This is a genomic window from Microbacterium sp. (assembly GCF_052102115.1).
GTDB lineage: Bacteria > Actinomycetota > Actinomycetes > Actinomycetales > Microbacteriaceae > Microbacterium.
Map to the genome: position 1 here is coordinate 1 of NZ_JBQDVP010000029.1, position 20,268 is coordinate 20,268.

Genomic DNA, 20,268 nt, shown 5'->3' on the forward strand with positions numbered 1-20,268 from the left:
CGCCACATCCGACCAGACGTCAGACGACGAGAGCACCGGGACCGAGACGGGTCCCACCCCGCCGCTCGCCGATCTGACCGACCGCCCTGCGCCCACCCCCGGACCGCTCACCAAGCCCGGACCCGTCGTACGCTCACCGCGGCGCCGGGCACGCTGGCTGATCCCCCTCATCGTCATCGGCGTGCTCGCGGCGACCGCCGGGGCGATGGTCCTCTGGCAGGTATCGCAGTCCGGGCTCGCATGACCTCCTGGTCAAGCGACGCGATCGCCCTGCTCGAGGCAGATGCCAACCGCAGCGCCGATACGCACCTGCACGTCTTCCCGCTGCCGGCGGAGTGGGGCATCGATCTGTATCTGAAGGACGAGTCGGTGCATCCGACCGGGTCCCTCAAGCACCGTCTCGCGCGCTCACTCGTCCTGTACGGCCTGGTCAACGGCCGCATCAAGGAGAACACGACCCTGGTCGAAGCATCCAGCGGATCGACCGCGGTGTCGGAAGCGTACTTCGCCCGGATGCTCGGACTCGACTTCATCACCGTCGTGCCGCGCTCGACGAGCCCGGAGAAGATCGAGCTCATCGAGTTCTACGGCGGTCGCTGCCACTATGTCGATCGGCCACCCGAGATGTACAGCGAGGCCGAGCGGCTCGCCGCCGAGTGCGGTGGGCACTACCTCGACCAGTTCACCTACGCCGAGCGCGCGACGGACTGGCGCGGCAACAACAACATCGCCGAGAGCGTGTTCAGCCAGCTCGAGCGCGAGCGGCATCCGATCCCGGAATGGATCGTCGTCGGCGCCGGCACCGGCGGCACGAGCGCGACCTTCGGCCGGTACGTGCGGTACCGCCAGCATCCGACCCGCGTCGCCGTCGTCGATCCGGAGGGGTCGGCGTTCTTCGGCGGATGGAGTACGGGTGCTGCGGACTATACGACCGGCACCCCGAGCCGCATCGAGGGCATCGGCCGACCGCGCGTGGAGCCGTCGTTCGTGCCGAGCGTGATCGACGAGATGCTGCAGATTCCGGATGCCGCGTCCGTCGCGGCCATCCGGCTGCTGAAGGAGCGCACGCTGCACTGGGCGGGCGGGTCGACCGGAACGAATCTCGTCGGCGCGTTCCAGCTCATCGCCCGGATGCGCGCCGAGGGCCGTCAGGGAAGCGTCGTGACGCTGATCTGCGACGGCGGCATCCGCTATGCCGGCACGTACTATTCGGACGAGTGGGTCGCCGCGCAGGGATGGGACCTCGCTCCGCACCACGCGCAGATGGAACGGTTCCTCGAGACCGGCGTCTGGTAGCCCCGGAAACGCCCGGCTACGCTTCAGGCATGACCACACTGATCCTCACCGTCGCCGGATCCGACCGCCCCGGCCTCGTCGCGGCCGTCGCCGACATCGTCGACGCGCGCGGCGGCAACTGGGAGAGCAGCCAGCTCGCGGAACTCGCCGGAGTCTTCGCGGGCGTCATCCAGGTCTCCGTCGCCCCCGAGCGGGAGGCCGACCTGCAGCAGTCGCTGCGCGCGCTCGACGGGTCGCTCACGGTTTCAGTGCACACCGGGGCGGATGCTGCAGCCGACGCCGCACGGCCGATCTCCGTTCACGTGCTGGGCAACGACCGACCCGGCATCGTCCGCGAGGTCTCTGCGGTGCTGCGGTCGCACCAGCTCAGCATCCAGGACATGACGACCGAGACGAAGGATGCCGCGATGGCCGGCGGCCGCCTGTTCGAGGCGTCTGTCACGGCGACGGTGCCGGCCGCCGCCGACCTCGCCGCGCTCCGCGCAGATCTGGAGCGACTCACGTCCGAGCTCCAGGTCGACATCACGCTGGATTGAGGCGGGCGGGCGGCTTCGACTCGCTGCGCTCGCTCAGCCCGTTTCGTCTTCGACGGCTGCGCCGCCTCCGCTCAACGACCGGCGGCAACTCTTTCTGCGCGGAGCTCTTCCTGAGGGCTTCCTGCGGGAACTTCTGCGGGTCGTTGAGCGAGCGCAGCGAGACGAAACGTCTTGAGCGCAGGCGCGAAGCGCCGGAGACGAAAGCGCCACGCGCCTCCGCCCCTCACACCAACCGGGTCTTCGGCGAGACCGAATAGGTGTCCTCCGGGTCGCTGTTGACCGTGTCGCCGAGGGCCTCATCGATCGCGGCAAGCGTGTCGGCGTCGAGTCGGACACCCGAGGCCTTGACCGTGTCGGCGAGTTGCTCGGGGCGGGATGCTCCGACCAGCGCCGCGGCGACGTTCGGGTTCTGCAGCACCCAGGCGATCGCGAGCTGCGGCATCGTGAGCCCGGCCTGCTCGGCGATGGGCCCCAGCCGCTGCACGGCCGTGAGGATGTCATCCTGCAGGAACCGCTTGATGAAGTCCGCGCCGCTGTGCGGGTCCGTCGCGCGCGACCCCTCCGGCACCGGCTGACCGGGAAGGTACTTGCCGCTGAGCACGCCCTGCGCCATCGGCGACCAGACGATCTGCGAGATGCCGAGCTCTTCGGATGCCGGCACCACCCTGCCCTCGATGACGCGGTGCAGCATCGAGTACTGCGGCTGGTTCGAGATGAGCTGCACGCCCAGCTGTGTGGCCAGCGCGTGGCCCTCGCGCAGCTGCTCGGCCGTCCACTCGCTCACACCGATGTACAGCGCCTTGCCGGCGCGCACGACATCGGCGAACGCCTGGAAGGTCTCCTCCAGCGGCGTCTCATAGTCGAAGCGGTGCGCCTGGTACAGGTCGACGTAGTCGGTGCCGAGCCGCTTGAGCGAACCGTTGATCGACTCGAGGATGTGCTTGCGTGACAGACCGGTGTCGTTCGGGCCCTTGGGACCGGTCGGGAAGTACACCTTGGTGAAGATCTCGAGGCTCTCGCGGCGCTGACCCTCGAGCGCCTTGCCGAGGATGACCTCGGCGGCCGTATTGGCGTAGGTGTCCGCGGTGTCGAACGTGGTGATTCCCGCGTCGAGCGCCGCGTGCACGGTCCGCACCGCGGCGTCGTCCTCGACTTGGGAGGCGTGAGTGACCCAGTTGCCGAAGGTGATCTCCGAGACCTTGAGTCCGCTGTTTCCGAGATGACGATAGTTGACCATGTCACCACGCTACGGCGTTCGGACGATGGCAGGCTCGTATCGCGATCTGATCGCTGCGCCGACGGCGATGACGATCACGGCCACGGCGGCGAGCGCGCTGATCGCGTACAGCGGGAGGTTCCACGGAGAATGGCTTCCGCCCGAGATCATGAACGTGTCAGCGAGCGACATTCCGGGCGAGAAGGATGCCACGAAATACCCGGGAGCGCCGAGCATGAGTAAAGCGAGAGGCCCGGATGCCGCGACGATCGGCGGCACGCGATTCGCGATGCACACCCACGCGGAGACGATCGCGAGGACGACCCCGATGCCGATGATCGCGATCACCCAGCCGATGCTGAACGACTCCCCCGCGTCCGACATCGCGTCGTAAATCTCGTCGAGGTCGCGACCGGGTACCGCGGCGAGCGGATTCAGCACGAGGATGTGCAGGGCAGCCCACGCGGCGTACACCGTGACGGCGAGCGCGCCGATGATCGAGACGACGACGGTGCCCCGCTGCGATGAGGTCATACCGCGATTCTAGGCAGGGCAGCAGAGCCCTGCTGTATGAGTCATGCCGGTTCTGCGCACGGCGAATCGGCACAACCCATACAGCATCCGCCGCGTCCGCGCCGAGACGCTAGGCCGTGACGGATTCGCGCAGGTCGGCGCGCGTCACCGGCTGTGTGGGCACGTCACTGATCGATACGCCCGGATCGGACGCGGGATCGGATGCCGTGGCATCCGCCGTCGTGACGATCGACGCCCTGTCCCGGAACCCCTCGGCCGTCACCCTGTCGAGATCGACCTGCTTGCGGATCGCTGCCGCCTTCTCGTACAGCGACTGGTCGCCGTAACTGGTGAGCACCTTCACGATGACCGGCAGCAACTCGATCATGAAGAACAGCGCGGCGATCAGCCAGTGCGCCCACAAGATGGTCGGCTCCTTCTCGGCGAGGCGGTTGAGGCCGCTGATCTGGCTGAGCAGCCCGACCGCTCCAGCGTTGCCCTGGGCGACGGTGTCAGCGCGCGCGTTGTAGGCGGCGAGCGCCTGGTCGTAAGTGTCCCGCGCTGCCGGCAGCTGGTCATTCGCCTGCTGACGGTTGGACGACTCCGAGGATGCGGTGTTCTCCTTCGCCGACGACTCGGCCGCCGCCAGGTCGTCGTTCGCGGTGCGCAGCTGCGCACCAAGCGAGTCGTAGGTCTGCTGCGCCTGCGCGAGCTGCGCCTCGGCGGCATCCGAACTCGAACCCTCGCCGTTCACGCCGGTGCAGCCGGCGACTTCCCCGGCCCCTTCGCCGGTGAGCTCGCACTGGTACAGCGCACGCGCCTGATCGATGACCTTCTGCTGCTCGGTCATCTTCGCAGTGATGTCGTCGACGGTGGCTTGGGCAGCCGAGGTCGAAGCCGACCCGGAATCGGTGTCGGCGACGATGCCCGTCGCCGCCTGGTTCTCGAGGGACGCGACGCGTTCGGTCGCAGCATCCAGCGCCGTCTTCTCCGGACCGCTTTCGAGGGCATCCTGGTCGGACTGCGCCTGGACGATATTCGTCGCGGCGACTTCGCGAGAGATGTCGTTGTGGAAAACCTGCAGCACGAGCGGCTCGGCGACGAGGAATCCGATCAGCATCGCCATGGCGACGCGGGGAAGCGCCAGGCCGATCAGCTTGCCGATGCTGCGCGTCGACGACATGGTCGAGGTGAGGAAGCGGTCGAGGTTGAAGATGATCGCCGCCCAGACGATCGCGAGCGGAATCGCGACCCAGAGCGCCACCTGCACCCCGGTGGTGAGAGCGAAGAGCATCGAGATCGCCGAAACGAGCGCGGTGCCGGCGATCACGAAGAACATCTGCACGAACCGCGGCGTCTCACCGGGAACCCGATCGAGGATCTCGCCGTCCGCGCCGCCGAGGATCGCCATGGTGCGCAGGCGCGAGCCGGGCGTGCGCGGCTTCTTCACACGCTTCGTCTTCGGGAGCTTCGTCTTTGCGGGCTTCGTCTTTGCGAGCTTCAGCCGGGTGGGGCCGAAGACTCCCTGCGAGCGCTGCAGCGTCTCGAGGTCAAGGTCATCACCCGATGCCTCATCGACCGGGGCGGTCTTCTCGTTACCCGTTGGCTCGGTCGGTTCAGCATCCGCCGGTTCCGTACCCGTCGGCTCGTAGTCGCGCAGGAAATCCAAGTCGTCCGTCTCGTCAGCGGAGTCGCTGTCGAGAACGATCCGACCCTGCGAGTCGAATCGCCCGGGCCGGTGAGCGGAATAGGGCATCCCGACAATCTACGAAAGAGTGCCTGTGGAAACGTTGGAAGACTCCTGCATGACGCTCACAGGATCGACGCGTGCGGGCGATGCGGGAAGGATTTCCCGGGTCGGGAGCGCGGCGAGGCGGGGAAATCCTTCCCGTCCGCGCGTCGGGCAGGCCGGCGGCGTTGTCAGCCGATGGCGGCGGCCGCGGCCTCGTCGTCGGTGGTCGCGACCAGCTGGCCGCACGCGCCGTCGATCTCCTTGCCGCGGGTGTCGCGCAGGGTCGTCGGGATACCGGCATCGTTGAGGCGGCGGACGAACTCGTCGGTGACGTCCTTCTCAGATGCCGTCCACACCGACTCCGGCGTCGGGTTCAGCGGGATCGGGTTCACGTGCACCCAGCCGCGACCGCGCTGGTTGAGCTTCTCGGCGAGCAGGTCTGCGCGCCAGGCGTGGTCGTTCATGTCCTTGATGAGCGCGTACTCGATCGACACGCGGCGACCAGTCTTCTCGTAATACTCGCGCGCAGCATCCAGCGCCTCATCGACCTTCCAGCGGGAGTTCACCGGGATGAGCTCATCGCGCAGGTGGTCGTCGGGGGCGTGCAGCGACAGGGCGAAAGTCACCGGGATGTTCTCGTCGGAGAGCTTGCGGATAGCGGGGACGAGGCCGACCGTCGACACGGTGATGCCGCGAGCGCTCATGCCGAGCCCGTCGGGCTGCTGGGCGACCATGATGCGCACGGCATCCATCACACGCTTGTAGTTGGCGAGCGGCTCACCCATGCCCATGAAGACGATGTTGGAGACGCGCTCCATGCTGTGGTCGTCGGCCTTCTTGCCGCCGAGGCCCCCCTCGGCGATGAGCCGGTTGGCGCGGACGATCTGCTCGATGATCTCGGCGGTCGACATGTTGCGGGTGAGCCCGGCCTGACCGGTGGCGCAGAACGGGCAGTTCATGCCGCATCCGGCCTGACTCGACACGCACAGCGTGATCCGGCCTGGGTAGCGCATGAGCACGGACTCGACGAGCGCCCCGTCGTGCAGGCGCCAGAGGAACTTGATGGTGTCGCCCTTGTCGGTCTCGAGCCGGCGGACCTCGGTGAGCAGCGGTGGCAGCATGCCGGCCACGAGCTCGTCGCGCTGCGCAGCCGGGAGGTCCGTCATCTCGGCCGGGTCGGACGTGTAATGCGTGAAGTAGTGCGTCGACAGCTGCTTCGCGCGAAAACCGGGCAGCCCGAGTTCCTTGACCTTCTCGGTGCGCTCGGCCGGAGTGAGGTCTGCGAGGTGCACGGGCGGCTTGCCCCGCTTCGGGCTGGCGAACTGCAGCAGCGGGCGACCGGTCTCATCCTTCTTCTGGGTCCACCCCTCGGTGCGCGGGCGCACCTGCGCCTTTGCGGGGCCCGTCTGGCGGATGGGAGATTTCTCGGTCATACCTTCCAGGGTACGGGCTGACGGGTGGGAAGAGCCTGGAGCGCGAGGAAGAAAGGACGCATGGCGGGGCGCCTCACCCGTGCGCGCGCCTCCGGCGTCCGCGCCGTGTCCGGAAAGATGCGGGTGCCACGGCATCCGACCGGCCACAACCCCGACACGTTCCGGAGGCATGTCCGGAAAAGCGCGGATGGATGCTGCGCGCACCCGCCACAACCCAGACACGGTGCCCGTCAACCCAGACACGGTGCCCGTCAACCCAGACACGGTGCCCGGGTGCACCCGCCTCAGCCGAGGAAGATGTCCGGGAACAGCCGATCGTCGGGCGTGCCGGGAACCGCGGCGTAGCCGGAGAGATCGGTCACGCCGTCGGCCTCCAGCACGTCCTCCACGATCAGGCTCTGGCCCGAGTACGTCGCAGCCGTCTTCGTGAGCACGGCGTACGCGGCATCCGCGTAGATCTCCGGCGTCCGGCTCGCAGCCATGACCTTGTCGCCCCCGAGCAGGTTCTGCACCGCGGCGGTCGCGATCGTCGTGCGCGGCCACAGCGTGTTGGCGGCGATCCCGTCGGCGGCGAACTCGGCGGCGATGCCGAGAGTGGCCATCGTCATGCCGAACTTCGCGAGCGTGTAGCCGGTGTGCGCGCCGAGCCACTTCGGCGTCGGGTTCAGCGGCGGCGACAGCGACAGGATGTGCGGGTTCTCGGCCTCGCGCAACTGCGGAATCGCGGCGCGGGAGAGCATGAACGTGCCGCGGACGTTGACGTCCTGCATCAGGTCGTACTTCTTCGCGCCGAGGTCGAGCGAGGGCGACAGGTCGATGACGCTGGCGTTGTTGATGACGATGTCGATGCCGCCGAACTCGCCCTGCGTCTTCATGACCGCTTCGGTGATGTCCCCGTCGTCGCGCACGTCGCCGACGATGGGAAGGGCGGTGCCGCCGGCATCCCGAATCTGCTGTGCGGCAGTGTGGATCGTGCCCTCGAGCTTCGGATGCGGGGTGTCGGTCTTCGCGAGCATCGCGATGTTCGCGCCGTCCGCCGCCGCGCGCAGCGCGATGGCGAGGCCGATGCCGCGGCTGCCGCCTGACATCAGGATGGTCTTTCCGGCCAGGTTGCTCATGTCTCTCCTTGGTTCGGGTCGCTGTTCAGGTCGCGAATCCTGCCGCTATCCGCTGCTCAGAACGGCAGAGATCGCGACCTGAACGGCGGCGGTGAATCTGCAGGTCTACTTCGGTGCCATCCGGATGGCACCGTCCAGGCGAATCGTCTCACCGTTCAGGTAGTCGTTCTCGACGATGCTCTGGGCGAGCGCGGCGTACTCGGTCGGCTTGCCCAGACGCGCGGGGTACGGCACCTGCTCGCCGAGCGACGCCTGGGCGGCCTCGGGCAGACCGGCGAGCATCGGGGTCTCCATGATCCCCGGGGCGATCGTGCAGACGCGGATGCCGTAGCGCGCGAGCTCCCGCGCGATCGGCAGCGTCATCGCGTGCACGCCGCCCTTGGACGACGCGTAGGCGGGCTGCCCGATCTGGCCGTCGAAGGCCGCGACGGATGCGGTGTTCACGATGACACCGCGGTCACCGGAGTCCGTGGCCTCGTTCTTCGCGATCACCGCCGCGGCCTGGGCGGTGACGTTGTACGTGCCGATGAGGTTGATGCGGACCACGCGCTCGAAATCTGCGAGCGCGGCGGGCGTGCCATCGCGGTCGAGCACCTTGGCGGGCGTCGCGACACCGGCGCAGTTGACGACGATGCGCAGCGGCGCCTGCTCGTTCGCCGCAGCAACGGCGTTCGCGGCATCCTCAGCGCTGGTGACGTCGCCCGGCGAGAACGTGCCGCCGAGCTCTTCGGCCGCCTCTGCGCCTGAGGACGAGGGCAGGTCGAGCAGAGTGACGTGCGCGCCGGCTGCGGCGAGCGCACGCGCCGTCGCGAGGCCGAGGCCCGAAGCGCCGCCGGTGATCAGTGCGCCGGATCCCTGGATCTGCATGGGTTCTCCTTCGAACGGTTTCTGCAACTGGGTCTCAGCATACGCGGGTCTCAGTGTCAGCTCTGGCCTTCCGCGCCGCCGAGGTGTTGGCTGGAACCATGGAACTGCGTCGCAAGCGAGCCTACGATACCGCCGAGGCCTCTGACGGCTTCCGGGTGCTGGTCGACCGCCTCTGGCCGCGCGGCGTCTCGAAGGACCGCGCCGCGATCGATCTGTGGGCGAAGGACACCGCCCCCAGCCCCGAGTTGCGTAAAGCCTGGCACGCGGCATCCGAAGACGAATGGGGCACGTACGCCGATCGGTACCGCGCCGAACTCGACGGCGAGACGGCACCCGCGCTCGACGAGTTGGCCGCCGAGCTGAAGCAGCACGGGGTCGTCACCCTCGTCTATGCCGCCCATGATGAGGAGCACAACCACGCCGTCGTACTCGAAGCGGCGCTGCGCGAGCTGCTATGAGGCCCGCCACCTCCGCACACGACGCCGAAGCGCCGCGACCATGACGATCCCGACCCCCGACATCACCATCCCCGCGCGCGTCCGCGTGCTCGCCCGCGGTGCCGCGCTCACGCCGGTGTGGGAGAACGGCATCGGCGGCCTGACGTTCCGAACCGACGACGACCGCTACATCAAGTGGGGCCCGCTCGACCGCGAGGCGAACATGCGCGATGAGGCTGAGCGCATGCGGTGGGCCGCGCAGTGGATGAATGTGCCCGGCGTGGTCGAGCAGGGCCAGGACGCCGGGCACGAGTGGCTGGTCACGACGGCGATCGCCGGCGACAGCGCGGTCGCACCCCGGTGGATCGCCGAACCCGCCGTCGCCGTGCGCGCCATCGGCCGGGGCCTGCGGATGCTGCACGACACCCTCCCGGTCGATGAATGCCCGTGGGAGTGGAGCGTGCCGGCGCGGATCGAGAACGCCGAGGCCCGCGGCATCCGCCTGTCCGATGCCCTTCGCGATCCGCCGCCGATCGACCGCCTCGTCGTGTGCCACGGTGACGCGTGCGCACCCAACGTGATCCTCGACGCGCATGGCGATGCCGCGGGGCATGTGGACCTCGCAGCCCTCGGCACCGGTGACCGCTGGGCCGATATCGCCGTGGCCTCCATGAGCACGGTGTGTAATTACGGCACCGGCTGGGAGGACGCCCTCATCGAGGCGTACGGCGTCGAACCCGACCGCGAACGGCTCGCCTACTATCGCGACCTGTGGAATGAGACGTGATGCCGCACCCCCAGATGTTCGCTCCCGACGATCCGCTGCTCGCACGCATCCGCGGCATCGCGCTCGCCCTCCCCGAAGCCGATGAGAAGGTCAGCCACGGGCGCCCGGCCTTCTTCACGCAGAAGGTGTTCTGCTACTTCGGGGGCTCGGAGCGCCGTGCAGACGGGTGGGTCGCGCACGATGCCGCGATCATGGTGCGACCGGATGCCGACGATGACCCGGCCCTGCGGCAGGATCCGCGGTTCTGGGTGCCGATGTATCTCGGGCCGTCCGGATGGCTCGGCATCGATCTCGACGACGACACCGACTGGCAGGAGATCGCCGAGCTCATCGACGCGTCGTACCGGATGACGGCGCCGCGCCGGCTCGTGAAGGAGCTCGGCGGAGCCTGAGGCTCGCCACGACCCTCAGCTCCACTCAGCTCCACACGAAGCGGAACGTCCCCGCCAGCACCGCGGCTGTGAGCGCGAGCGTCATGATCACGATGACGCCGAGCAGTGCGACCGCATCGCGACCGTGCAGGCGCGAGGTCCTCGACCAGGTGCGCGGGATGTCGGAGCCGAACCCTCGCGCCTCCATCGCGAGGGCGAGACGCGTCCCGCGCCGCACGGCGAACACGAGCAGCACGAAGGCCATCGAGAAGAACCGGCGGATCGCACCCCTGTCCCCAACACCGCGCGCTCGGCGAGCCAGTCCCATCGTGCGCCAATCGTCGAGGAACAGCCCGAGCATGCGGGTGCCGGCGAGGATGCCGAGCACGAACCGGCTGGGCAGCTTCGCGACCTGCGCGAGCGCGTCGGCGAGCTCGGTCGGATCCGTGCCGCCGAACAGCAGGATCGTCGGCAGCCCGAGCGCGACCACACGCAGACTCACGGCGACGGCGAGCGCGATCGAGTCGTCGCTGATCGTCGCGAAGCCGAGGCTCCAGTAGATCTGACCGGCCGGCTCGGCGTACAGCAGCATGCTGAGCCCGGCAATCGGGGCGAAGATCACGATCGGCAGCAGCCGGCGCAGCACGGTCGACAGTCGCAGCCCGGTCAGCGGCAGGCACAGCAGCTGCAGCCCGATCGCGACAAGACCGCTCACGACGTCGATCGACGCGAACAGCGGCACCGACAGCAGCAAGGCGAGCAGGAGCTTCGTGACGGGATTGACCCCGTCGAGCCAGGCGCGGGGCGCGGTCAGGACGGTGGCTCTCATGTGCGCACCGCCTGCTGTTCCAGTGCGATCCGGTGGCCGCCGAGGTGCCGGACGACCCCCTCGTCGTGCGTCACGGCGATCACGGAGGTGCCGGCGGCGATCTCCTCCTGCAGCAGACCGACCAGTTCGGCCCAGCCGCGGCGGTCCTGCCCGAAGGTCGGCTCGTCGAGCACGATCACCTCGGGGGATGCCGCGAGCACCGTCGCCACGGACAGTCGCCGCTTCTGCCCGCCAGACAGGGTGAACGGGTTCGCCAGTGCGAGCGGAGCCAGATGCAGCCGCTCGAGCAGACCGTCGACGACGCCGGCGGTGCGGGATGCCGACCACCCGAGCGCCGCCGGACCCACGGCGAGTTCATCGCGCAGAGTCTGTGTGAGGAACTGATGCTCCGGCTCCTGGAACACGGTGCCGATCCGGGTGAGCAGTTCGCGCGACGTCCAGCGGAACGGCCGACGGCCTCCACGCCCCGCCAGATCGGCGGCAGCCTCGACGGACCCGGCCTGCTCGGGGATGAGCCCGGCGAGCGTGAGCGCCAATGTGGACTTGCCGACCCCGTTCGGCCCCGAGATCACGGTCGCCTGCCCGCGGGGGGCGTGCACGTCGAGCCCGGATTGGATGATCGCACGCGGGTCTCGGGCGATCGCCAGCCCGGATGCTGTGAGCACAGCATCCGTTTCACTCGGAGCGGCCGGCAGTTCGGGCAGGTCGACCTCGAGTCCGGGCACCCAGACACCGGCGTCCGCCAGCATGCGCCCATGCTCGGCGAACACGCGGTCCGGGGCGCCGTCGGCGAGGACCCCGCCGTCGGCCGCGAGCACGATGACGCGGGTCATGAGGTCGGCCCACACCGACGTGCGGTGCTCCACGACGACGAGAGTGGCGCCGGTAGCATCCACGGCCCGCTCGACGCTGGCCCTGACCTCGGCGACGCCGTCGGGGTCGAGATTGGCGGTCGGCTCGTCCAGCAGCAGCAGTCCGGGGCGCATCGCGAGCACGCCGGCCAGCACCAGCCGCTGCTTCTGCCCGCCCGAGAGCGCTTTGGTCGGGCGCTGCAGGGGGACGTCGAGCCCTACGGCCTCCAAGGCGGAGGAGACGCGTGCGGGAATGTCGGATGCCGGAACGCCGAGATTCTCGCACCCGAAGGCCACGTCGTCGCCGACCTTGGACAGCACGATCCCGGCATCCGGATCCTGCATCACGAGCCCGGTCTGCCCGCGCCGCGACTCGGGGGCGGCGCCGTCGATACGCAGCGAACCGGTGCCCTCGCCCTCGTCGGCGTCGCCGAGGACGCCGGCGAGACCGGCGAGCAGAGTCGACTTGCCGGCGCCGGATGCGCCGAGAAGCAGCACCCGCTCGCCGGGCTCGATGGTGAAGCTGACGTCGCTGACGGCCGGGCGCTTGCGCCCCGCGTAGCGCCAGCCCCAGCCCGCCGCCTGCACGCGGGCCGGAGAGGCGGCGGTCATGTCAGACCTCGCGAACGAGCTCGCGCCCGGCGGCGAATCGGTTCAGGGCACCGGTCGCGGCCAGCGCGCGCACCAGCAGCCAGCCGACGATACCGGCGAGCACGATGCCCGACACGGCGACGCAGACGAGATAGATGGTGTTGAACTCGAGCGACTTGAGGATGTTCGGCGAGCTGCCGTAGAACAGCTCGAAGACCCAGGCGGCGATTCCCGCCCCTGCCCCCGCGAGCGCGGCGACGACGATACCGAACCGGCGGTACAGGAACAGCGCGAAGATGAGTTCTGCGCCGAGGCCCTGCACCAGGCCGGACAGGATCGTCGAGACGCCCCAGACGTTGCCGATCAGCATCGAGACGATCGCGGCGACGAGCTCGACGACGAGGGCGGCGCCGGGCTTGCGGATCACGAGCCCGCCGATCACACCGCCGATCAGCCAGATGCCGACGGCGATGCCCCCGAGGCCGGGGGTCAGTGCGTCTGCGGCCCCGAACCAGGCACCGCCGACGACGTTCCAGCCCCAGAAGACGAGGCCGATCGCGACACCGAGAACGGCGGCGACGACGATGTCGACGACGCGCCAGCGCCAACGGTTCTGTGCCGGTGTCTGAGTCTGCGCCTGCGTGTTCGCGGACGTGCGTGTAGACGTTGTCATACTGCTCCTCCCTGCGCCGGCATGACCCGGATCAGGTTCGACGGTCGAAGCGCTTTTCGCTCCCTCTCAGCCCGGCTTAGCCCGGACTCCCGTGGTTGTGCAGACGATCATACCCATTCCGCGGCGGTGGCGCCTCACGCTGCCTTCGCGCGCGATTGGGTAGCGTGGGCTGGTGACCACTGACGACACGACGCCCGCGCACACGGCGACGACCCGTCGCGCGATGCGCGCTCGGCGACGTTCGGCCGCATCCGCGGCGCCGCCGGTGCTGAGCTTCGACGACGACGAGGATGGCATCATGGCACCGGCCGGAGATGTCCCGGAAACGGCCGAAGATCTGCCGGATGCCGTGGATTCGGGCCCGGAGGCCGGGCCTCACGAGGCGGATGCTGCGCCCGAGGACACACTCGATGACAGGCTCATCGAGCTCGAGCTCGACTCCCTCGATGCGGCGGACGAGGATCTCGCCGACGTGCCCGAAGCGCCGGTGGTGCCGGCGGCCGAATGGGCCGACGAGCACAGCCCCGCGACGGCGCTGACCTGGCTCGAGACCGCTGATGTCGTCGAGGAAACGCGGAGCCCGGATATCGATTCGGTGACGAATCAGCCTGCCGGTCCCGGACTGCTGACGGGTGTCATGCAGCGCCCCGCGCTGCTGACCGCACGCTGGTTGGCCCCGATCGGCACCCTCGCCGCCTTGGTCATCGCCTACGCCGCGACCACACTGCTGTGGCCGCTTCATGCCGTTCCGCCGGTCGTGGACGCGGTCGAGTTCGAGACGATTCCGGCGGCTGCGGCGGAGATCACCTGGCCCGCGGCAGGAAGCTCCGGCGTCGGCGTCGAGGGCGTCTCGTCGATGGCATCCACAGGGGATGCAGCATCCATCGCCAGCCTCACGAAGGTCGTCACCAGCCTGATGGTGCTCGACCGGCTGCCCCTCCAGCTCGGCGAGCAGGGGCCCGAGTTCGCGTTCACCTACAGCGACAGCGTGGAGTACTGGGACTATCGTCGGGCCGATCAGTCGGCGCTGGACGTCCCGGTCGACGGGGTGCTCACCGAGTACCAGTTGCTGCAGGGAACGCTCCTCGGCTCTGCCAACAACTACATCGACCGTCTCGCCCGCGACCTCTGGGGGTCGGACCAGCAGTTCGCTCGCGCCGCCGAGGTTTGGCTCACCGAGCGCGGGCTCTCCGGCATCACCGTCGTGACCCCCTCGGGCTTCGACGAAGGGAACGTCGCCACCCCCGAAGCCCTTTTGAAGCTCAGTGAGCGAGCCATGCAGAACCCCGTGTTCGCCGAGATCGTCGGCACCACCGCAGCCGACATCCCCGGCGCCGGGCGGGTGGAGAACACGAACGGCATGCTCGCCGATCCCGGCGTCGTCGGCATCAAGACTGGAACGCTGGTCGGCTGGAGTCTGCTCACCGCCAAGGACGTGACGATCGGAGACACGACGATCCACCTATACGCGGCCACGCTGAATCAGGCGAACAACGATGAGCGCCTTGCGGCCACGCGATCGCTGTTCTCGCAGGTCGAAGACGCACTCGCCGACATCGCACCGGCGGTGCCAGCCGGAACCGTGGTCGGCGAGGTCAGCACGGCGTGGGGGACGACGGTCGATATCGTGTCGGATGCCGATGCCACCGTGATGCTGTGGAACGGCGCCGCCTCCACGGCCGCCGTCGATTTCTCCCTCGACGATCAGCGGGCCGAGGGCGACGGCGTCGGCACCCTCACCGTGAACGGACCAGTGGATGCCGCGAGCGTTGACGTGTCCCTCGCCGACGAGGTGTCGGACCCGACCCCGTGGTGGCGTCTCACCCACCCGCTGGAGCTGTTCGGCATCAGCGACTGAGCCCACGGTTCTCCATCAGCCGTCGCTGGGTTGCTCGGCGTTCTCCACGATCTCGGCCGCCCCGGTGACGACGGTCGGAACCGAATCGGTCATAGCCGCTTCGGCGTCGATGTCGGTTGCGGCCTGCTCGAACTGCGACTGGTACAGGCGCCAGTAGGCGCCCTCGGTCGCGATCAGTTCGTCATGCGACCCCTTCTCGACGATGTCGCCGTGCTCCATCACGAGGATGAGGTCAGCGTCACGGATCGTCGAGAGGCGGTGCGCGATCACGAACGATGTGCGTCCCCGGCGCAGCGCCGCCATCGCCTGCTGCAGGAGCAGCTCGGTGCGGGTGTCGACAGCGCTGGTCGCCTCATCGAGGATGAGGACCTGCGGCCTGCGGACGAAGGCGCGCGCGATCGTGATCAGCTGCCGCTCGCCGGCCGAGACGTTCGCCGCATCCTCTTCGAGAACCGTGTCGTAACCGTCGGGGAGCGAATGCACGAAACGGTCGACGTAGGTCGCCTCGGCGGCTTCGAGGACCTCTTCGTCGGTCGCCGATTCTCGCCCGTACCGGATGTTGTCGCGGATAGTGCCGGCGAACAGCCAGGGGTCCTGCAGCACCATGCCGGAGCGTGAACGCAGATCGTCTCGTGTCATCTCTGCGACGTCCTGCCCATCGAGCAGGATCGCGCCACCGTCGACCTCGTAGAACCGCATCAGCAGGTTGACCAGCGTCGTCTTGCCCGCGCCCGTCGGTCCGACGATCGCGACGGTCTGGCCGGGATCCACGCGGAACGACAGATCGCGGATCAGCGGCTGTTCCGGCGTGTATGCGAACGACACGTTCGCGAACTCGATGACCCCGCGTCCGTTCTCCGGCGCCTTCGGCGCGTCCTCGGCATCCGGCTCCTGCTCCTCCTGATCGAGCAGGTCGAAGACCCGCTCGGCGGATGCCGTACCGGACTGGATCACCGGCAGCATCCCGCCCAGTTCCGTCAGCGGCTGGGTGAACTGCTGCGAGTACTGCACGAACGCCTGCACATCGCCGATGCGGATCTGCCCGCCAGCAACCATCACTCCACCCAGCACGGCGATTCCCGCGTAGGTGAGGTAACCGACGAACTGCATCGAGGGCATCATGACGCCGGAGAGGAACTGCGCCTTGAACGAGGCCTGGTACAGCTCTTCGTTCTCTGCCTGGAACGCTTCGGACACGGTCTTCTCACGCCCGAAAACCTTGACCAGCGCGTGACCGGAGAAGGCCTCTTCGACACGGGAGTTCAGCCGGCCGACCTTCTTCCACTGCGCCTGGAACGCCTTCTGCGACTTCGGCCCGATCACGCCCATGATGACGCCGATGAGCGGCAGCGACACCAGGGCGACCAAAGCCAACTGCCAGGAGATCGAGAACATCATCCCGACCACGCCGATCACCATGAGCATCGACGTGATCGCGCCCGAGAGCGATTGCTGCAGCGTCTGCGTCATATTGTCGACGTCGTTGGTCACACGGCTGATCAACTCACCGCGCTGCACCTTGTCGAAGTAGCGCAGTGGCAGGCGGTTGATCTTCGCCTCGATCTCTTCGCGCAGTCGCCACATCGTCCGCACCATGATGACGTTGATGATGTAGCCCTGGATCCACTGCAGCAGCGCTCCGACGACGTACACCGCCATAGCCCAGAGGATCACGATGCGCAGCGCTTCGAAATCGATTCCCGCCCCGGGCTGGAACCGCTCCATAGCACTGACCATGCTTGCGAGGTCCAACTGACCGGCGGCGGTGAGAGCATCGACGACCTGCTGCTGACTCATGCCGGCGAACTGGTCTGTCAGCGAGAGAGAAATCACTCCCTCGAAGACGATGTTCGTCGCCTCGCCGAGGATCTTCGGGCCAGCCACGGACAGTACGACGCCGATAGCCCCGAGGAAGGATGCGAGGGCGAAGACCCAGGCGTAAGGCTTCAGCAGCCCCAGGAAACGGCGGAAGCTCGGCCAGAAGTTCTTCGGCTTGCCGCCCATCGCACCGGGTTCGTCCGCTCCCCCGGCGATCATGGCCCGCTGCGCTTCGCGCTCCTCTTCGCTCAGCTCGAGGGAGCCGGCAGTCACTTCGATCGGCTCGCTCATACCTCTGCCTCCTCGGCGCCGAGTTGGGAATCGACGATCTCGCGGTAGGTGTCGCTGCTCTGGATGAGCTCCTCGTGCGTGCCCAACCCTGCCACCTTGCCGTCATCGAGGACGAGGATGCGGTCGGCGTCTGTGATCGTCGACACACGCTGCGCGACGACGATCTTCGTCACGCGCGGCAGCTCGCGCCACAGCGCCTGCCGCAGTCGAGCGTCGGTGGTGAGGTCGAGCGCCGAGAAGGAGTCGTCGAACACGAGGATGTCGGGCTGCCGGATGATCGCCCTGGCGATGGCGAGCCTCTGGCGCTGACCGCCGGAGACGTTCGTGCCGCCCTGAGCGATCGGCGTATCGAGGCCCTCCGGCTTGTCGCGGACGAAATCTGCGGCCTGCGCGATCTTCAGCGCACGCCACATCTCGTCTTCCGTCGCACCCTCGCGCCCGAAAGTCAGGTTCGACCGGATGGTGCCGCTGAACAGGAAGGGGCGCTGAGGCACGAGCCCGATGCCCTCCCAGAGCCGATCCAGATCAGCCCGGAGCACATCCACACCCTGCACCGCCACGGTGCCGCCGGTGGCGTCGAAGAGGCGAGGGATGAGCGAGACGAGGGTCGTCTTGCCCGCGCCGGTGGAGCCGATGATCGCTACGGTCTCACCGGGGTCGGCGCGGAACGAGATGCCCGAGAGCACGGGCTGCTCCGCACCCGGGTATGTGAACTCGACGTCGTCGAAGACGACCTCTCCGGGCCGGGGCAACTGCTCCACCGGATCGGTGGGGCGCACCAGCGTGGATTCGGCGTCGAGGACTTCGCTGATGCGGTCGGCGGAGACCGCCGCGCGGGGGATCATGATCGCCATGAAACTCGCCATCATCACACCACCGAGGATCTGGCCGACGTACTGCATGAAGGCGAAGATCGTGCCGATCTGGGCGTTGCCCTCGTTCACCTCGATGCCACCGAACCACACCACGGCGACGATGGTGACGTTCAGGACGAGCATGACGAGGGGGAACATGAGCACGAACAGCGAACCGACCTTGCGGCCGACGACCATGATGTCGGTGTTCGCGAGGCGGAATCGCTCCTCCTCGATCGCCTCGCGCACGAAGGCCCGGACGACACGGACACCGCTGAGCTGCTCGCGCATCACGCGGTTCACGGCGTCGAGCCTCGTCTGATAGCTGCGGAACAGCGGAACCATCCGCGCGATGACCGCGCTGGCAAGGATCAGCAGCACGGGGATCGATACGCCCAGGATCCAGCTCAGCCCGACATCCTGGCGCAGGGCCATGATGATGCCGCCGATCGCCATCATCGGCGCCATCACCAGCATGGTGGCGCTCATCATCGCGAGCATCTGCACCTGCTGGACATCATTCGTGTTGCGGGTGATGAGCGAGCCGGAACCGAAGCCGGACACCTCGCGCTCACTGAAGCTCGAGACCCGAGCGAAGACATCGCTGCGGATATCGCGGCCGAGGCTCATCGCCGCGCGCGCGGCGCAGAAGGTCGCGATGATCGCTGCGATGATCTGCCCGAACGCGACGAGCAGCATGATCGCACCGATGCGGATGATGTGGCTGATGTCACCGGTTGCGACGCCGTTGTCGATGATGTCGGCATTCAGCGTCGGAAGGAAAAGAGCGGCCAGCGCGGAGGCGAACTGGAACAGCAGAACTCCGAGCAGGAGCCAACGATAACGAGAAAGGTAGCGGAGGAGGATTTTCCCGAGCATGTGGTGGATTCTTTCTGAAGGGGCCGAGAAGGCCACAGCTAGCGTGCCACGCACCACCGACATTGCACATCCCTGATCGTCGATATCCGCTCAGGGCGAACGATCCGCAGATGGGACGAGAATTCTCGTCCCGGTCCAAAAAGGCCGGAGACTCAGAACAGCGGCACGTCCGGCACGAACGCGACGGCAGCGGCCCCGGCATCCGTCGTCAATTCCGCGATCGTCGCCGGTCGCCACCTCGGCGAGCGGTCCTTGTCGACCAGCTGCGCGCGGATCCCCTCCGGGAGATCCGGATGCTGCGTCGCGAACCACATCACGCGGCGGTACTCGCCGATGAGCGCGTCGCGCAGGTCGCCCTCGCGCGCCTCGCGGACAGCGGCGAGGGTGACCGCGAGCGCGGTCGGCGAAAGCTGGGCGAGCGTCGCGGCAGTGGCGGATGCCGAGACCTCCGCGCGCGCGGACAGGCGCTGGGCGATCTCGCCCACGGTGGCGGCCGAGAAGGCCTCGTCGACCCAGGCGCGCTCGGCATGGAGCGCCGAGGGCTCCGGCGTCTCGTCGAACAGCAGCACGAGCTCGGACGGACTGGTCGGGTCGGCCCGCTTGCCCAGTGCTTCGCGGAGTTCGTCGAGGTGATGCGAGGGGACGTAGTGGTCCGCGAAACCGGCGTAAATGGCATCCGCCGCCGACATCGTCCCGCCGGTGAGGCCGAGGTATTCGCCCAGCCGCCCCGGCGCGCGGCCGAGCAGATAGGTGCCGCCAACGTCGGGGGTGAACCCGATCCGGGTCTCGGGCATCGCGAGGCGGCTGCGCTCGGTGACGATGCGGATCGCGGCGTGGCCGGCGAGCCCGATCCCGCCGCCCATCGTGATGCCGTCGGCGATCGCGACGACCGGCTTGGGATACTGCGCGATCATGAGGTTCAGCGCATACTCGGCGCGGAAGAAGTCCGCCGTCTGCTCGGCCTGCCCGGCCGTGATCTGGTCGTACAGTGCGCGCACGTCGCCGCCGGCGCACAGCCCGCGATCGCCCGCACCATCGATCAGAACGATGTCGACGTCCGAGTCATCGCGCCACGCCTCCAGCGCAGCGGTGAGCCGGCCGATCATATCCGCATCGAGGGCATTGATCGCCCGCGGCCGGTTGAGCGTGAGGCGGCCCAGCGATCCCTCGGTGCGAACGAGAACCGGGGACTCCGCGTCGAATTCAGTCACAGGCCCCACGTTACATCCGCCTGTTCTGGGGTTTCTCCGCCCGGTCGATGCGAGATTCTGCGCGTTTTCCGGCAAGATGGGAAGAACGCCCATGCACGAAAGGCACC

Annotated in this window: 19 protein-coding genes and 1 riboswitch; of the genes, 7 read left to right on the forward strand and 12 right to left on the reverse strand. The window is 68.2% G+C overall.

Annotated features, from left to right (window positions below):
- The 3 genes from ACTICP_RS10110 to ACTICP_RS10120 form a co-directional block, all read left to right on the forward strand.
- Positions 1-244: hypothetical protein (locus ACTICP_RS10110; protein ID WP_441891978.1), on the forward strand; the 244-nt coding region annotated here is incomplete at its 5' end.
- Positions 241-1,296 (forward strand): PLP-dependent cysteine synthase family protein, encoded by a 1,056-nt coding sequence (locus tag ACTICP_RS10115; RefSeq protein ID WP_441891980.1) that lies wholly within the window; start codon positions 241-243, stop codon positions 1,294-1,296. The genes ACTICP_RS10110 and ACTICP_RS10115, both read left to right, overlap by 4 nt.
- A 29-nt stretch (positions 1,297-1,325) precedes the next feature.
- Positions 1,326-1,832, forward strand: coding sequence for a glycine cleavage system protein R (locus tag ACTICP_RS10120; protein WP_441891982.1), 507 nt, complete (start codon positions 1,326-1,328; stop codon positions 1,830-1,832).
- A gap of 223 nt (positions 1,833-2,055) precedes the next feature.
- Here ACTICP_RS10120 and ACTICP_RS10125 read toward each other — a convergent pair whose 3' ends face one another.
- The 6 genes from ACTICP_RS10125 to ACTICP_RS10150 all read right to left on the reverse strand — a co-directional run bounded on the left by ACTICP_RS10125 (position 2,056) and on the right by ACTICP_RS10150 (position 8,711).
- Positions 2,056-3,069, reverse strand: coding sequence for an aldo/keto reductase family protein (locus ACTICP_RS10125; protein WP_441891984.1), 1,014 nt, complete (start codon positions 3,067-3,069; stop codon positions 2,056-2,058).
- Positions 3,070-3,078: 9 nt separating this feature from the next.
- Positions 3,079-3,582 (reverse strand): hypothetical protein, encoded by a 504-nt coding sequence (locus ACTICP_RS10130; RefSeq protein WP_441891986.1) that lies wholly within the window; start codon positions 3,580-3,582, stop codon positions 3,079-3,081.
- 109 nt (positions 3,583-3,691) lie between these two features.
- Complete coding sequence (locus tag ACTICP_RS10135; RefSeq protein WP_441891988.1) at positions 3,692-5,317, reverse strand: DUF4407 domain-containing protein; 1,626 nt, start codon at positions 5,315-5,317, stop codon at positions 3,692-3,694.
- 164 nt (positions 5,318-5,481) lie between these two features.
- Entirely contained in the window at positions 5,482-6,726 is a 1,245-nt protein-coding gene (gene rlmN, locus ACTICP_RS10140) for a 23S rRNA (adenine(2503)-C(2))-methyltransferase RlmN (RefSeq protein WP_441891990.1), read from the reverse strand.
- A gap of 284 nt (positions 6,727-7,010) precedes the next feature.
- On the reverse strand, positions 7,011-7,844 hold the full coding sequence (locus ACTICP_RS10145) for an SDR family oxidoreductase (RefSeq protein WP_441891992.1): 834 nt from the start codon (positions 7,842-7,844) through the stop codon (positions 7,011-7,013).
- A 105-nt stretch (positions 7,845-7,949) separates the two neighbouring features.
- The gene (locus tag ACTICP_RS10150; protein WP_441891994.1) at positions 7,950-8,711 is read right to left on the reverse strand and encodes an SDR family NAD(P)-dependent oxidoreductase; all 762 of its coding nucleotides are present in this window, start codon (positions 8,709-8,711) and stop codon (positions 7,950-7,952) included.
- A 98-nt stretch (positions 8,712-8,809) separates the two neighbouring features.
- Here ACTICP_RS10150 and ACTICP_RS10155 point away from each other — a divergent pair, with 98 nt between their 5' ends.
- Genes ACTICP_RS10155 through ACTICP_RS10165 form a run of 3 tightly spaced genes read left to right on the forward strand, consistent with a single transcriptional unit; the run spans position 8,810 to position 10,327 of the window.
- Positions 8,810-9,169, forward strand: a complete 360-nt coding sequence (locus tag ACTICP_RS10155; RefSeq protein WP_441891997.1) for a DUF488 domain-containing protein — start codon at positions 8,810-8,812, stop codon at positions 9,167-9,169.
- A gap of 40 nt (positions 9,170-9,209) precedes the next feature.
- Positions 9,210-9,935 carry a phosphotransferase gene (locus ACTICP_RS10160; protein ID WP_441891999.1) on the forward strand — a complete coding sequence of 242 codons (726 nt, stop codon included), beginning with the start codon at positions 9,210-9,212 and terminating at the stop codon, positions 9,933-9,935.
- Entirely contained in the window at positions 9,935-10,327 is a 393-nt protein-coding gene (locus ACTICP_RS10165) for an MmcQ/YjbR family DNA-binding protein (protein WP_441892001.1), read from the forward strand. The genes ACTICP_RS10160 and ACTICP_RS10165 overlap by 1 nt, the downstream gene beginning before the upstream one ends.
- 25 nt (positions 10,328-10,352) lie before the next feature.
- On the opposite strand, the gene ACTICP_RS10170 is transcribed toward ACTICP_RS10165, so the two are convergent.
- The 3 genes from ACTICP_RS10170 to ACTICP_RS10180 form a co-directional block, all read right to left on the reverse strand.
- Positions 10,353-11,135 carry an energy-coupling factor transporter transmembrane component T family protein gene (locus tag ACTICP_RS10170; RefSeq protein WP_441892003.1) on the reverse strand — a complete coding sequence of 261 codons (783 nt, stop codon included), beginning with the start codon at positions 11,133-11,135 and terminating at the stop codon, positions 10,353-10,355.
- Complete coding sequence (locus ACTICP_RS10175; protein ID WP_441892005.1) at positions 11,132-12,598, reverse strand: ABC transporter ATP-binding protein; 1,467 nt, start codon at positions 12,596-12,598, stop codon at positions 11,132-11,134. The genes ACTICP_RS10170 and ACTICP_RS10175 overlap by 4 nt, the downstream gene beginning before the upstream one ends.
- 1 nt (position 12,599) lies before the next feature.
- On the reverse strand, positions 12,600-13,250 hold the full coding sequence (locus ACTICP_RS10180; RefSeq protein WP_441892007.1) for an ECF transporter S component: 651 nt from the start codon (positions 13,248-13,250) through the stop codon (positions 12,600-12,602).
- Positions 13,242-13,353, reverse strand: a riboswitch (TPP riboswitch). It overlaps the preceding gene by 9 nt.
- Positions 13,354-13,422: 69 nt before the next feature.
- Here ACTICP_RS10180 and ACTICP_RS10185 point away from each other — a divergent pair.
- On the forward strand, positions 13,423-15,108 hold the full coding sequence (locus ACTICP_RS10185; protein WP_441892009.1) for a D-alanyl-D-alanine carboxypeptidase family protein: 1,686 nt from the start codon (positions 13,423-13,425) through the stop codon (positions 15,106-15,108).
- A gap of 15 nt (positions 15,109-15,123) precedes the next feature.
- On the opposite strand, the gene ACTICP_RS10190 is transcribed toward ACTICP_RS10185, so the two are convergent.
- The 3 genes from ACTICP_RS10190 to ACTICP_RS10200 all read right to left on the reverse strand — a co-directional run bounded on the left by ACTICP_RS10190 (position 15,124) and on the right by ACTICP_RS10200 (position 20,161).
- Positions 15,124-17,217, reverse strand: coding sequence for an ABC transporter ATP-binding protein (locus ACTICP_RS10190; RefSeq protein ID WP_441892011.1), 2,094 nt, complete (start codon positions 17,215-17,217; stop codon positions 15,124-15,126).
- Entirely contained in the window at positions 17,214-18,950 is a 1,737-nt protein-coding gene (locus ACTICP_RS10195) for an ABC transporter ATP-binding protein (RefSeq protein ID WP_441892013.1), read from the reverse strand. The genes ACTICP_RS10190 and ACTICP_RS10195 overlap by 4 nt, the downstream gene beginning before the upstream one ends.
- A 152-nt stretch (positions 18,951-19,102) precedes the next feature.
- Positions 19,103-20,161 carry an enoyl-CoA hydratase/isomerase family protein gene (locus ACTICP_RS10200; protein ID WP_441892015.1) on the reverse strand — a complete coding sequence of 353 codons (1,059 nt, stop codon included), beginning with the start codon at positions 20,159-20,161 and terminating at the stop codon, positions 19,103-19,105.
- Positions 20,162-20,268: the final 107 nt, after the last annotated feature.